Here is a 13,684-nt window from a genome sequence, read left to right as displayed (position 1 = left end):
CCCACGTGCGCTTTCGTCTGACCCCCAGGGAGACGAGCTTCTACGACATGTTCGCCGCGTCCGCGGACAACATCGTCACGGGCTCGAAACTCCTCATGGAACTGCTCGGGGCGGACTCCGCCGCCCGGGTCGAGATCGCGGAGCGTATGCGGGCAGCGGAACACGCTGGTGACGACGCCACGCACGCGATCTTCCACCAGCTGAACTCCTCGTTCATCACGCCTTTCGACCGCGAGGACATCTACTCCCTCGCGTCGTCCCTCGACGACATCATGGACTTCATGGAGGAGGCCGTCGACCTGGTCGTCCTCTACAACGTCGAGGAACTGCCCAAGGGCGTCGAGCAGCAGATCGAGGTGCTGGCCCGGGCCGCCGAGCTGACCGCCGAGGCCATGCCCAATCTGCGCACCATGGCCAACCTCACCGAGTACTGGATCGAGGTCAACCGGCTGGAGAACCAGGCGGACCAGATCCACCGCAAGCTGCTCGCGCACCTCTTCAACGGCAAGTACGACGCCATCGAGGTCCTCAAGCTCAAGCAGATCGTGGACGTCCTGGAAGAGGCGGCCGACGCCTTCGAGCACGTGGCGAACACGGTGGAGACGATCGCCGTGAAGGAGTCCTGAGCGCGTCCATGGACACCTTCGCTCTGGTCGTGACCATCGGGGTCGCGCTCTTCTTCACGTACACCAACGGCTTCCACGACTCGGCGAACGCCATCGCCACCTCCGTCTCCACCCGGGCCCTCACCCCGCGGGCCGCGCTGGCGATGGCCGCGGTGATGAACCTCGGCGGCGCCTTCCTCGGGTCGGGGGTCGCCAAGACCGTCAGTGAGGGCCTGATCGAGACGCCCGAGGGCTCGACGGGGATGGGCATCCTCTTCGCCGCGCTCGTGGGCGCCATCGCCTGGAACCTGATCACCTGGTACTTCGGGCTGCCCTCGTCCTCTTCGCACGCGCTGTTCGGCGGCATGGTGGGCGCCGCGCTCGCGGGCGGCACCACCGTGTACTGGAGTGGGGTGCTGGAGAAGGTCGTCATCCCCATGTTCGTCTCGCCGGTCGTGGGTCTGGTCGTCGGTTACCTGGTCATGACCGCGATCCTGTGGATCTTCCGGCGGGCCAATCCGCACAAGGCCAAGCGCGGCTTCCGGATCGCGCAGACCGTCTCGGCGGCCGGCATGGCCCTCGGCCACGGTCTGCAGGACGCCCAGAAGACCATGGGCATCGTGGTGATGGCCCTGGTCATCGCCGATGTCGAGGACTACGGCGACCCGATCCCGGTGTGGGTGAAGATCGCCTGTGCCGTGATGCTGTCGCTGGGTACCTACGCGGGCGGCTGGCGGATCATGCGGACGCTGGGGCGGAAGATCATCGAGCTGGACCCGCCGCAGGGCTTCGCGGCCGAGACCACCGGCGCGTCGATCATGTTCACCACGGCGTTCCTGTTCAAGGCGCCGATCTCCACGACCCATGTCATCACCTCGGCGATCATGGGCGTCGGCGCCACCAAGCGGGTGAACGCGGTGCGCTGGGGCGTCGCCAAGAACATCGTCCTCGGCTGGTTCATCACCATGCCGGCCGCGGCGGTGGTGGCCGCGGCGTCGTTCGGGATCGTGGACCTGGCGTTCCTGTAGCGGACGCGCGGAGTTGTGCCGGGGCGTAGGAGAAACGTCACGGCGGAGGGCCCGTCCCCCGGGAGAACCCGGAGGGCGGGCCCTCTTCGTGCCCCGCGGTGGCACCGCCATGCAGCACCGCGAGGGGTCTGTCAGCCGAAGCGGCCGGAGATGTAGTCCTCGGTGGCCTGGACCGAGGGGTTGGAGAAGATGCGCTCCGTGTCGTCGATCTCGATCAGCCTGCCGGGCTGTCCGACGGCCGCAAGGTTGAAGAAGGCGGTGCGGTCCGAGACGCGGGCCGCCTGCTGCATGTTGTGGGTCACGATGACGATCGTGAACCGCTGCTTCAGCTCCCCGATCAGGTCCTCGATGGCGAGGGTGGAGATCGGGTCCAGCGCCGAGCAGGGCTCGTCCATCAGCAGCACCTTCGGCTCCACCGCGATGGCCCGGGCGATGCACAGGCGCTGCTGCTGACCGCCGGACAGGCCCGAGCCGGGCTTGTTGAGGCGGTCCTTGACCTCGTTCCAGAGGTTGGCGCCCCTGAGGGACTTCTCCACGACGTCGTCGAGCTGGGACTTCTTGTACGAGCCGTTCAGGCGCAGGCCGGCCGCGACGTTGTCGTACACCGACATCGTCGGGAACGGGTTCGGGCGCTGGAAGACCATGCCGACCTCGCGGCGCACGGTCACCGGGTCGACGCCGGCGCCGTACAGATCCTCGGCGTCGAGCATGACCTTGCCCTCGACCCGGCCGCCGGGGGTGACCTCGTGCATACGGTTCAGGGTGCGCAGGAAGGTGGACTTGCCGCAGCCGGAGGGGCCGATGAAGGCGGTCACGGAGCGGGGCTCGACGGTCATCGAGATGTCCTCGATGGCCCGGAAGGAGCCGTAGTAGGCGCTGAGGCCGCTCACGTCGATGCGCTTGGCCATGGGTATCACTGCTTCTTTCGGGAAGGTGTGGCGCCGCCGGGCAGGGCCGGCGCCCGGTCGCTGTATGGCCGCGTCAGCGACCGGTCTTCGGGGCCTTCCAGCGGGCGATGCCGCGGGCCGCGAGGTTCAGGATCATCACGAAGGCGATCAGGGTGAGGGCGGCGGCCCAGGCGCGGTCGTACGCCGCCTGGGAGCCCGCGCTGTTGGCGTACTGCTGGTAGATGTACAGCGGCAGCGACGCCTGCGCCCCGTCGAAGGGGTTGGTGTTGATGAACGGGTTGCCGAACACCAGCAGCAGGACCGGCGCGGTCTCACCGGCGATCCGGGCGACCGCCAGCATGACGCCGGTGGTGATGCCGCCGACCGCGGTGGGCAGGACGACCTTCAGGATCGTGCGCCACTTGGGCACGCCGAGGGCCAGGGAGGCCTCGCGCAGCTCGTTCGGGACGAGCTTGAGCATCTCCTCGGTGGAGCGCACCACGACCGGCATCATCAGGATCGCCAGGGCCAGCGCGCCCGCGAAGCCGGAGAAGCTCATGTCGAGGATGAGCAGCAGGCTGAGGATGAACAGACCGGCGACGATCGAGGGGATGCCGGTCATCACGTCGACGAAGAAGGTGACGGCGCGGGCCAGGGCGCCGCGGCCGTACTCCACCAGGTAGATCGCGGTGAGCACACCGATCGGGGCGGCGATGAGGGTGGCGATGCCGACCTGCTCCAGGGTGCCGATGATGGCGTGGTAGATGCCGCCGCCCGCCTCGCTGTCGCCGACGACGCCCATGGAGTGGGTGAGGAAGTAGACGTCGAGGACCTTCACCCCGCGCTCCACGGTCGACCAGACCAGGGAGAACAGCGGGACCACGGCGAGCAGGAAGGCGACCCAGACCAGCGAGGTGGCGATACGGTCCTTGGCCTGCCGCCTGCCCTCGACGCGGGCGGCGAGGACATAGGTGCCGAGTACGAACAGCAGCGCGGCGATCAGGCCCCACTGGATGCGGCTCTCGATGCCGGTGGCCAGGCCCAGGCCGACGGAGACGGCGACGGAGCCGGCCGCGATGGCCCAGGGGGACCACTTCGGCAGCCGGGCGCCCTTGAGGGAGCCGGGGTGCTGGACGACGGTGCTCATGCGTTGGCCCCCGAGTACTCCTTGCGGCGGGCGATGATCGCGCGGGCCGCGCCGTTGACCAGCAGGGTGATGACGAACAGGACGAGACCGGAGGCGATCAGCGCGTCCCGGCCGAACTCGTCGGCCTCGCCGAACTTGCTGGCGATGTTCTGTGCGAAGGTGCCGCCGCCCGGGTTGAGCAGGCTGCCGTGGATCAGGAAGTCCGGGGAGAGCACGGTGGCGACCGCCATCGTCTCGCCGAGGGCGCGGCCGAGGCCGAGCATCGAGGCGGAGATCACGCCGGAGCGGCCGAAGGGCAGCACCGCCATCCGGATCACCTCCCAGCGGGTGGCGCCGAGGGCCAGCGCGGCCTCCTCGTGCATCCGCGGGACCTGGCGGAACACCTCACGGCTGACGTTGGTGATGATCGGCAGGATCATCACCGCCAGCAGGATGCCGACCGTGAGCATGGAACGGGCCGGGCCGCCCTCCCAGTCGAAGACACCGGTCCAGCCGAGGTAGTCGTCCAGCCAGCCGAACAGGCCGTTCATGTGCGGGACGAGGATCAGGGCGCCCCACAGGCCGTAGACGATGGACGGCACCGCGGCGAGCAGGTCGATCACGTAGGCGATCGGGCCGCTCAGGCGGCGCGGGGCGTAGTGGGTGAGGAACAGGGCGATGGCCACCGCGACGGGGACGGCGATCACCATGGCGATCACCGAGGAGACGACCGTGCCGTAGGCCAGGACCGCGATGCCGAAGACCGGCTCGGTTCCGGCGGTGTTCCACTCGAAGGTCGTGAGGAAGTTGCCCTCGTCCTCGCTGATCGCGGCGGTGGCCCGCCAGGTCAGGAAGACCGCGATCGCGGCCATGACGAGCAGCAGGAAGATGCCGGAGCCGCGGGCGAGGCCGAGGAAGACGCGGTCTCCGGGGCGGGTGGCGGCGCGGGCCGCGCGCTTGGGCTCGGACAGGGGTGGCTGTGGGGCCGGGGGTGGTGCGTCGGTTATCTGTGTGGTGTCCATGATTCTCCGGTCTGCGGAGCCGCGTGCGCGTGCCTACGGCTCCTGGCGGCGGTGCACCGGACGTCAGCGGCCCGGTCCGCCTGGGGACCGGGCCGCGCTCGGGTCAGCTCAGGCCGGCGACGGTCTCGCGGACCTTGGTGATGATCTCGTCGGGCATGGGGGCGTAGTCGTTCTCGGCGAGGATCTTCTGGCCGTCCTCGCTCGCCATGTAGGTGAGGAAGGACTTCACCGTCGGCAGGGTGTCGGACTTGTTGCCCTTGTCGCAGACGATCTCGTACGTCACCAGGGTGATCGGGTAGGCGCCCTCGGCCTTGGTGGCGTAGTTGACCTCCAGGGCCAGGTCCTTGCCGGTGCCGACGATCTTGGCGTCGGCGATGGCGGTGGTGGCGCCCTCGACGGAGGCCTTCACCGGCTCACCGGCGCCGGTGTCGATGGCGACGACGGAGGAGTCCTTGGCGTAGGAGAGCTCCATGTAGCTGATCGCGCCGGGGGTCTGCTTGACCTGCTGGGCGACACCGGAGGAGCCGGACGCGGACTGGCCGCCGGGGGCGGTCCAGGCCTTGCCGCCCTCGTACTTCCAGTTGTCCGGGGTGGTGGCGATCAAGTACTTGGTGAAGTTGTCCGTGGTGCCGGACTCGTCGGAGCGGTGGAACGCCTGGATCTTGAGGTCGGGCAGCTCGGCGTCGGGGTTCAGCTTCTTGATCGCCGGGTCGTTCCAGTTCTTGATCTTGTCGCTGAAGATCTTCGCCAGGGTCGGCGCGTCCAGGACGAGGTTGTCGACGCCCTCGACGTTGTAGGCGACGGCGATCGGGCCGCCGACCATCGGCAGGTCGATGCCCTGGCCGCCCTCGCAGACCTCCTTGGAGGCGGTGACCTCCTCCGGCTTCAGCGCCGAGTCGGAGCCCGCGAAGGCGACCGTGCCCTGCGTGAACGCGGTGACACCGGCGCCGGAGCCGCCGCCCTTGTAGTTGATCTGGACGCCCTTGCAGGCGGCCGCGAACTGCTTCACCCACGCGTCGATCGCGTTCTTCTGCGCGGACGAGCCGTCGGCGAGCAGTTGGCCCGTGGCGCCGTCGCACTTGATGTTTCCGGCCTGCGCGCTGGCGGCGGCGTCCCCGTTGCCGCTGCCGCCGGTGTCGTCGGAGCCGCACGCCGTGAGGGCCAGGGCGCCGGAGACGGCGAGAGCACCGAGAGCGAGGGCCCGCCGGTTCATGCGCTGAAGCTTCACTTTGAGGGAGTTCCTTCCGGGAGCCGCCGTCCTGAATTCGGCGGCGTGCGAAGTGTGGGCGGCGGGGGCGGGGTCCTGTCCTCGGCCCTGGTGTGGAGTCCGGGTCCTGGACCGCGTGCCTCACCGCGTAAGGCCGAAATTAGGCAGGGCAGGTGAAGGCGCCGATGGGCGTGAATGAACGCGGGGTGAACCCCTGAGGACGGTGCGGTGCGCCTGGCGGCGGGCCGCTCTCGGCTCAGCGGGTGGGTATGCCCAGCTCGTCCAGGAGGGCGCGGTCGCGGGGCTGGGTCAGCCTGCGGCGGGCCTCCGCCGGGGACAGCCAGGCGATGCGGTCGACCTCGGAGTTGGGCACGAAGGTGCCGGGGCCAGCCTCGGCGGCCCAGTACCGGACCTCCTTGGGGCGGGCGTCGACCATGTAGTGGACCGTGGACAGCTCCGCGCCGGGGGTGGCCCGGTGGCCGGTCTCCTCCTCCACTTCCCGGAGTGCGCCGGTCAGGGGGTCCTCGGTGCGCTTGAGCTTGCCCTTGGGGTGCGACCAGTCGTCGTACTTCGGACGGTGGACGAGGCAGATCTCCAGCTCGCCGGTGTCGGGGGAGCGGCGCCACAGGACGCAGCCGGCGGCCTGGACGGGGCGGTCGTCGGCGGTGGGCTGTGTCATGGGCGTCTCCTTCGTCCGTCCGTCGTGGGTCAGCGTGCGCTGACGGTGACTTTCTCGGTCTGACCGGTCTGACCGGTCTGGCGGCTCTGCCAGGTCTGCCAGGTCTGTTGGAAGGCGTAGCGGGCGGCTTCGACCTCGTGGCGCTGGTCGGCGTGGAGCACGCCGAGGGCGTAGGCCGTGGCGGGGGTGATGCGGGGGGTACGGGCTGCTGCCGCGGCTTCCGCGGCGGCCTCGGCGGCGTCTCGGTGGCGGTCCAGGGCCTCGGCCGCAGTGAGGAGGCGGGCGTTGTCGTCCGTGTCCTGGCCCGTGTCCCGGTCCTGGTCCGTGTCCTGGATGACCTCGCGGGCGTAGCGGTGCAGGCGGAGGAGAAGGCGGGTCTGGTGCCAGGGGGTGTCCTGGGGGTGTGGGGGGTTCAGGCCGGGGGCCGTTACGGGAGGGAGGGCGGCGATTGCTCTGGCGAGGCGCTCTTCGGCGGTGGCGGCGAGGGGGCGGAGGTCTGTCGTGCGGGCCGGCCCGGTCAGGGGGACCTCGCTGGCCAGTACGGCGATGGTGTCGGTGAGGGCGTGGAAGCGGGCGGAGTCCAACGCCTGGAGGGCGGTGCTGTGGGCTCGGGAGCGGGCGAGGGTGAGGCGGCGGGTGAGGAGGGCGGCGGCTTTGGCTGCGCCGGGGGCGGGGACGGCGGGTGCCTCGGCCGTGGGCGGTACGGCGTGGGCGGTGCCGCTGGTCGGCGGCTGGGCCGGGGTTGGGGGTGCCGTGGCGGTGGGTGTCGCTTGCCCGCGCTGGCGGGGTGCCGCTTCTGTGGCTGCGGGGGCCGCCCCGGCGGCACGACTGCCCGCAGCTGCGGCGGAGGGGGTGGCGCCCGTGCTGGACTGCGTCGGCAGCGTCGTCCCCGACAAGCGCTGGAGGGCTTGTAGGAGGCGGTTCAGGCGGGTGGTGTAGGTGGGTTCCTGGGTCAGGGTTGAGGAGAGCCAGGTGAGTTCCGGGCGGAGTTGGTCGCTCCAGGTGGGGGTGAGGAGGGGGCCGTAGGTGTGGAGGGTGGCGGTGAGGCGGCGGGTGGGGCGGAGCAGGGTGGCTCCGGCGCCGCCGTCACCCGCGCCCGCCTCCCGCAGGAGGCGGAGCGCGCGGAGGAACTCCGTGGCCTGGGTGCGCAGATAGCGCTCCAGGGCCTCTCCGTCAGGGTGTCGCTGTGCCACGCCGGCGCCTCCGGGCGTCAATGAGCATCTCCTGGACGTTGCGCAGGGGTTGGCCGTCCGCGTCGGTCGCGTGCCGGGTCCACTCGCCGTCCGGGCCGAGGTGCCAGGAGGCGGTGGTGTCGGCCATACCGGTCTCCAACAGCCGGTTCAGGGCCGCCCGGTGGGCCGGATCGGTGACCCGTACCAGCGCCTCGATACGGCGGTCGAGGTTGCGGTGCATCATGTCCGCGCTGCCGATCCACACCTCCGGCTCGCCACCGTTGCCGAAGGCGAAGACGCGGGAGTGCTCCAGGAACCGGCCGAGGATCGAGCGGACCCGGATGTTCTCCGACAGACCCGCGACTCCCGGGCGGACGGCGCAGATGCCGCGTACCCAGACGTCGACCGGCACGCCCGCCTGGGAGGCGCGGTAGAGGGCGTCGATGATGGCCTCGTCGACCATCGAGTTGACCTTGATGCGGATGAACGCGGGGCGGCCCGCGCGGTGGTGCTGGACCTCCTTGTTGATCCGTGAGATCAGGCCGTCGCGCAGGGACTTGGGGGCGACCAGGAGGCGGCGGTAGGTCTCGCGGCGGGAGTAGCCGGAGAGCCGGTTGAACAGGTCGGACAGGTCCGCGCCGACCTGCGGGTCGGTGGTGAGCAGGCCGAGGTCCTCGTAGAGGCGGGCCGTCTTCGGGTGGTAGTTGCCGGTGCCGACGTGGCTGTAGCGCCGTAGCGTGTCGCCTTCCTGACGGACCACCAGGGACAGCTTGCAGTGGGTCTTCAGGCCGACCAGGCCGTAGACGACGTGGCAGCCCGCCTCCTCAAGCCGCTTGGCCCACTTGATGTTGGCGTGCTCGTCGAAGCGGGCCTTGATCTCGACCAGGACGAGGACCTGCTTGCCGGCCTCGGCGGCGTCGATGAGGGCGTTGACTATGGGGGAGTCGCCGGAGGTCCGGTACAGGGTCTGCTTGATGGCGAGGACATCCGGGTCCTCGGCCGCCTGCTCCAGGAACGCCTGCACGGAGGTGGAGAAGGAGTCGTACGGGTGGTGCAGCAGCACGTCCCGGCTGCGCAGGGCGGCGAAGATGTCGGGCGCGGAGGCGGACTCGACCTCGGCGAGGTCGCGGTGGGTGCCGGCGACGAACTTGGGGTACTTCAGCTCGGGCCGGTCCAGCGAGGCGATCCGGAACAGCCCCGTCAGGTCCAGCGGGCCGGGCAGCGGGTAGACCTCGGCCTCGGTGATCTTCAGCTCGCGTACCAGCAGGTCCAGGACCTCGCGGTCGATGGACTCCTCGACCTCCAGGCGCACCGGCGGCCCGAAGCGGCGCCGCATGAGCTCCTTCTCCAGGGCCTGGAGGAGGTTCTCGGCGTCGTCCTCCTCGACCTCCAGGTCCTCGTTGCGGGTGATGCGGAAGGCGTGGTGCTCCAGCACCTCCATGCCCGGGAACAGTTCCTCCAGGTGCGCGGCGATGACGTCCTCGATGGGGACGTAGCGGCCGGGGCTGGACTCCAGGAACCGGGAGAGCAGCGGCGGGACCTTGACGCGGGCGAAGTGGCGGTGCCCGCTGACGGGGTTGCGCACCACGACGGCCAGGTTCAGGGAGAGGCCGGAGATATAGGGGAAGGGGTGGGCCGGGTCGACGGCCAGCGGGGTCAGCACGGGGAAGATCTGGTGCCGGAAGAGGGTGAACAGGCGGGCCTGCTCCTTCTCCGTCAGCTCGTTCCAGCGCACCAGGTGGATGTCCTCCTCCGCGAGCGCGGGGGCGACGTCCTCGTGGAAGCAGGCGGCGTGCCGGGCCATCAGCTCCCGGGAGCGGGCCCAGATCATCTCCAGCACCTGGGTGGGCTGCAGGCCGGAGGCGGAGCGGGTGGCGACGCCGGTGGCGATACGGCGCTTGAGACCGGCCACCCGGACCATGAAGAACTCGTCGAGGTTGCTGGCGAAGATGGCCAGGAAGTTCGCCCGCTCCAGCAGTGGGGTGGTGGGGTCCTCGGCGAGTTCGAGGACCCGTTCGTTGAACGCCAGCCAGCTGCGTTCCCGGTCGAGGAAACGGCCCTGGGGCAGGGGGGCACCGTCGGCCGGTGACTCCTCGTAGGCGTCGAGGTCGGCGTCGATGTCGGGTTCGAGATCGGAGACCGAACCGGCCACGGTGCGCGAGCGGTGGGCCGCGATGGAGCCGACGGAGGGCTGCGCGTGCTGGGCCGATGCCTGGGCGTTCTGCTGACTCATGGACCCATTCTTCCGCGCCATGGCCGATACAGGCGCGTCGGAAGTCGCGGGAGGGAGGACGGCGGCGAGACGTCGGGTCCTTCCGTCCCCCCTTGCTCCCTCGGGAGGTGGCGAAGGCGCTGGCACGGCGGGCTTCATTCGCCGAGCGTCGCAAGGCTGTTTGAACCGGTGGTTACGGCGACATGGCGGGCGGGACACCGGGGGGCGGCCCCCGGGCGTCGGGGCGCTCGCGAGGTCGGCTTCCGCCTGGTCGACGTACCCGGGCGGCTCTTGGGCGTCGGGTCGTCTGTGAGGTCGGCCTGGGCCCGGCGGACGTACCCGGGGCGGCCCTCGGGCGTCGGATCGCCCGCGAGGTCGGCCTGGGCCCGGCGGACGTACCCGGGGCGGATCCCGGGCGTCGGCCGCCCGCGCGCGTGCCGGGGCCGTACGCCCCTCCCCCCCCGTAGGAGGGGCGTACGGCCCCGGAGATCAGGCGGTCCGGCGGCGCAGCACCTGGAACGCGGCGAGGACGGCGAGGGCCGCGACCGCGAGCAGGATGCCGCTCTCGACGTACTGGATCGGCCAGAAGTGCGAGCGCGGGTGGAAGGCCAGCTCGGCTCCGTCGGTGGCCACCTGGAAGGCGGAGCGCGGTGCCTCCCAGCCGGTGGTGTCCCGGGTGACCGTGGGCCACAGGTCCTCGCGGTGGAGCTCCAGGACGTTGTACAGGAGCAGCGCGGCCCCGAGGGCGGCACCGGCCGCGGGCAGCGCCCGCCCGAGGAGGATCCCGGCGAGGGCGCCGAGGGCGAGGCCGGCCAGGGCGTGGGCGACGGCGGTGGGGCCGGTGCCGACGAAGACGTCCGGGTAGTACCAGTCCCCGACCAGGTTCGGGTTGTCCGCGCCGCGGGCCCAGACGTTCAGCAGGACCAGCCCGGTGGTGCCGGCGGTGAGCAGGGCGGCCGGGACGGCGAGCTTGGCGGCCAGCCAGCGCGCCGGGGTGACCGACTGGGTCCAGGCCAGGTGGGCGGTGCCGTTCTCCAGCTCGCGCCCGGTGAGCGCCCCGCCCGCCCAGGCGGCCACGGGGACGATCAGCCAGGCCAGGCATGCGGTGACGAAGGCGATGCCGGTGGAGTAGGTCTCGTCCGCGGTGATCGCGTCGACCGCCGCGCAGGACGGCAGGCCGTCGGTGGCCGGTTCGGCGCAGGCGCTGTTGCCCCGCTGGGCCTCGTCCGCGAGCGCGGCCAGCCGGAACAGGAAGGACGCCGCGGCGAGCAGGGCGAGCCCCCATACGACCAGCGCCGTGCGGTGCACCCGCAGCACCGCCCACAGCAGGCCCCGCGGCCGGGGCAGCCGGCCGGGAGTGCGTACGGAGGTGACGGGGATCGCGGTCATACGGCGCCTCCCGTGCGGCGGCGGAGCAGCCAGAACGCGGCGCCGACGGCCAGGGCCGCCGCGGCCAGGACGATGCCGGTCTCCACCAGGTGCAGGGGCCAGAAGTGCGAGGTCGGGTGGTAGTCGGCGTAGAAGCCGGTGATGTCGTGGTCGGTGAGGCAGCCGGGCTCGCCCAGGCAGTCGGGGAGCGGGATCCGGGTGCCGTCGGAGGTGAGGGCGCCCTCGCGGACCACGGCGGCGGGGGACGGGACGTCGTCCGTGGAGGTCAGGGTCACGGTCGGCCACAGGTGCGGGCGGAGTTCGACCAGCGCACCGGCGATGGCCAGCGTCGTGACGGCGGCGACCGCCAGGGCGGGCAGGGCGCGCGGCAGGAGCAGGCCGACGAGGGCACCGAGGGCCAGGCCCAGCAGGGCGTGGGCGGTGGCGGTGGTGCCGTTGGTGAGGAAGATCGCGCTGTCGTCCCAGGTGCGTACGGCCCAGGCCTCGTGCAGTTCCGTGCCCGCGCTCCACATCAGCCGGTGCAGCAGGGTGAGCGTGAGCATGCCGGCGGTGAGCAGGGTGGCCGGGACGGCGAGCTTGGCGGCCAGCCAGCGCGCCGGGGACACGGACTGGGTCCAGGTCAGGTGGGCGGTGCCGTTCTCCAGTTCGCGTCCGACGAGCGCGCTCGCCGCCCAGGCCGCCGTGAACAGCGGGACGAGGGCGAGGAGGCCGCTGCTGACGCCGACGATGTTGTCGTAGCGCTGGAAGCGGGTCCCGTACATGTCGCAGCCGAGCCCCGGCCTGGCGGAGTCGCATCCCCCGGCGACGTACTCGGCCCAGGCGGCGTCGGCGCCCGGCCCGTACGCCCACAGCAGTGCGCCCGCGGTGACGGCCACCAGCATCAGCCAGAACAGCAGCGCCGACTGGTGCACCCGCAGCATCACCCAGACCAGCCCGCGCGGGCCGCGGGTGCGGGGCTCGGCGGCGGAGGCGCGCACGGTCAGGGTGGTCATACGGCGGCCTCCGGGGTGTCGGTGTGAACGGTCATCACGTCCCTCATGCCGCCGCCTCCCCGCTCTCGGCCAGGCTCAGCGCGGGGGCGTCCGGCCCGCGCAGATGACCGAGGACCAGTTCCTCCAGCGTCGGCTCGGCGCTCTGCCAGGAGGCGGCGACCGGGCCCGCGGGCCGGATCAGGGCGGTGAGCTGGCGGCCCGTGGTGCGGGACTCCACGACCGTGTGCGGGTCGAGGCTGTCCTGGGCGGGGCCGGTGACCAGGCGGTGGGCAGCGAGCAGGTCGTCCAGGGGACCGGCCAGGCGGACGCGGCCCGCGCCGAGGAGCAGGAGGTGGTCGCAGGAGCCCTCCAGCTCCGCCACCACATGCGAGGACATGACAATCGTGGTGCCGTGTTCGGCCGCGTCCGCCATCAGCAGGCCGGTGATCCGGTGCCGGGCGAGCGGGTCGAGGTCGGCCATCGGCTCGTCCAGGAGCAGCAGCTCGGGGCGCTTGGCGAGGGCGAGCGCGAGGGCCACCTGGGTGCGCTGGCCGCCGGAGAGGGCGCGGATCTTGGCGTCCATGTCCAGGTCGGCGTCGGTGACGATGCGCCGGGCGACGGACTCGTCCCAGCGCCCGGGGTTCAATTCCCGGCCGAGCCGCAGGGTGGCGGCGACGGTGAGGTGCGGGTGCAGCGGCTTGTCCTGGGCGACGTAGGCGAGGCGCTCGCGGGCCCCGGCCGGGGTGGTCCCGAGCACGGTGACTTGGCCCTCGCTGGGCCGCAGCAGTCCGGCGGCGAGGGAGAGGAGGGTGGACTTCCCGGCGCCGTTGGGGCCGACGAGGGCGCAGACCCGGCCCGCCGGGAGTACGAATTCGCAGCCGTCCAGGGCCCGCCTGCCGCGTCGGCCGAATCTCCGGCCCAGCCCTCGCGCCGCCATGGCGATGTCGGTCACGCCTCGTCCCCCTTGAAGTGCTCGTCCAGTACGGCGGCGAAGAGCGCCGCCACGTCGTCGTGCTCCAGGCCCGCCTCGCGGGCCCGTGCCGCCCAGTCCGTCAGCTCCGCGTGCAGCGGGGAGTCGGCGGGCGCGGCGCCCAGCGACTTGCGGACGAACGTGCCGAGTCCGCGGCGGGCCTCGACCAGGCCCTCGCGTTCCAGCTCGCGGTACGCCTTGAGCACGGTGTTCGGGTTGATGGCGGTGGCTTCCACCACCTCCCGGGCGGTGGGGAGCTTGTCCCCGGGCGCCAGCAGGCCCAGGCGCAGGGCCTGCTTGGTCTGCTGCACGATCTGCAGGTAGGTGGCGACGCCGCTGCGCCGGTCGATGCGGTACTCGACCACTTCCACCACCCTTTCACTAATTGAGTAGTGAAAGGGTGGTGGAAGTGGTGT

At 71.5% G+C, this 13,684-nt stretch carries 13 protein-coding genes; 2 read left to right on the top strand and 11 right to left on the bottom strand.

All coding sequences use genetic code 11. From position 1 onward, the window contains the following. The first annotated feature begins 5 nt into the window (after window positions 1-5). Window positions 6-626 (top strand): DUF47 domain-containing protein, encoded by a 621-nt coding sequence (locus ACZ7L7_RS27815; RefSeq protein WP_285514925.1) that lies wholly within the window; start codon window positions 6-8, stop codon window positions 624-626. A gap of 8 nt (window positions 627-634) precedes the next feature. Then, entirely contained in the window at window positions 635-1,633 is a 999-nt protein-coding gene (locus tag ACZ7L7_RS27810; protein WP_285514924.1) for an inorganic phosphate transporter, read from the top strand. A gap of 131 nt (window positions 1,634-1,764) precedes the next feature. On the opposite strand, the gene pstB is transcribed toward ACZ7L7_RS27810, so the two are convergent. The 11 genes from pstB to ACZ7L7_RS27755 all read right to left on the bottom strand — a co-directional run bounded on the left by pstB (window position 1,765) and on the right by ACZ7L7_RS27755 (window position 13,633). Beyond that, window positions 1,765-2,541 (bottom strand): phosphate ABC transporter ATP-binding protein PstB, encoded by a 777-nt coding sequence (pstB, locus tag ACZ7L7_RS27805; protein ID WP_285514923.1) that lies wholly within the window; start codon window positions 2,539-2,541, stop codon window positions 1,765-1,767. Window positions 2,542-2,614: 73 nt separating this feature from the next. Further along, entirely contained in the window at window positions 2,615-3,667 is a 1,053-nt protein-coding gene (gene pstA, locus ACZ7L7_RS27800; RefSeq protein ID WP_471432567.1) for a phosphate ABC transporter permease PstA, read from the bottom strand. Then, a complete protein-coding gene (gene pstC, locus ACZ7L7_RS27795; RefSeq protein ID WP_285514921.1) occupies window positions 3,664-4,668 on the bottom strand; it encodes a phosphate ABC transporter permease subunit PstC in 1,005 nt (334 codons plus the stop codon). The genes pstA and pstC overlap by 4 nt, the downstream gene beginning before the upstream one ends. A 103-nt stretch (window positions 4,669-4,771) precedes the next feature. Continuing rightward, window positions 4,772-5,896: a phosphate ABC transporter substrate-binding protein PstS gene (gene pstS, locus ACZ7L7_RS27790; protein ID WP_453607923.1), complete on the bottom strand. Its 1,125-nt coding sequence runs from the start codon at window positions 5,894-5,896 to the stop codon at window positions 4,772-4,774. Window positions 5,897-6,131: 235 nt separating this feature from the next. Continuing rightward, window positions 6,132-6,554 (bottom strand): NUDIX hydrolase, encoded by a 423-nt coding sequence (locus ACZ7L7_RS27785; RefSeq protein WP_285514919.1) that lies wholly within the window; start codon window positions 6,552-6,554, stop codon window positions 6,132-6,134. 29 nt (window positions 6,555-6,583) lie between these two features. Beyond that, window positions 6,584-7,747: a CHAD domain-containing protein gene (locus tag ACZ7L7_RS27780; RefSeq protein ID WP_472077566.1), complete on the bottom strand. Its 1,164-nt coding sequence runs from the start codon at window positions 7,745-7,747 to the stop codon at window positions 6,584-6,586. After that, on the bottom strand, window positions 7,728-9,959 hold the full coding sequence (locus tag ACZ7L7_RS27775) for an RNA degradosome polyphosphate kinase (RefSeq protein ID WP_285514917.1): 2,232 nt from the start codon (window positions 9,957-9,959) through the stop codon (window positions 7,728-7,730). Before ACZ7L7_RS27775 ends, ACZ7L7_RS27780 begins: the two co-directional genes overlap by 20 nt. 468 nt (window positions 9,960-10,427) lie before the next feature. Continuing rightward, window positions 10,428-11,327 carry a hypothetical protein gene (locus tag ACZ7L7_RS27770; RefSeq protein WP_285514916.1) on the bottom strand — a complete coding sequence of 300 codons (900 nt, stop codon included), beginning with the start codon at window positions 11,325-11,327 and terminating at the stop codon, window positions 10,428-10,430. Beyond that, the gene (locus ACZ7L7_RS27765; protein ID WP_453608748.1) at window positions 11,324-12,319 is read right to left on the bottom strand and encodes an ABC transporter permease; all 996 of its coding nucleotides are present in this window, start codon (window positions 12,317-12,319) and stop codon (window positions 11,324-11,326) included. Before ACZ7L7_RS27765 ends, ACZ7L7_RS27770 begins: the two co-directional genes overlap by 4 nt. Before the next feature lie 43 nt (window positions 12,320-12,362). Beyond that, window positions 12,363-13,250 carry an ABC transporter ATP-binding protein gene (locus tag ACZ7L7_RS27760; protein ID WP_453608751.1) on the bottom strand — a complete coding sequence of 296 codons (888 nt, stop codon included), beginning with the start codon at window positions 13,248-13,250 and terminating at the stop codon, window positions 12,363-12,365. Further along, window positions 13,247-13,633 carry a GntR family transcriptional regulator gene (locus ACZ7L7_RS27755; RefSeq protein WP_285514913.1) on the bottom strand — a complete coding sequence of 129 codons (387 nt, stop codon included), beginning with the start codon at window positions 13,631-13,633 and terminating at the stop codon, window positions 13,247-13,249. The genes ACZ7L7_RS27760 and ACZ7L7_RS27755 overlap by 4 nt, the downstream gene beginning before the upstream one ends. Between the last annotated feature and the right edge of the window lie 51 nt (window positions 13,634-13,684).

It is taken from the genome of Streptomyces sp. NPDC110618 (assembly GCF_055657065.1).
This window is presented reverse-complemented; position numbering and strand designations above follow the sequence as displayed.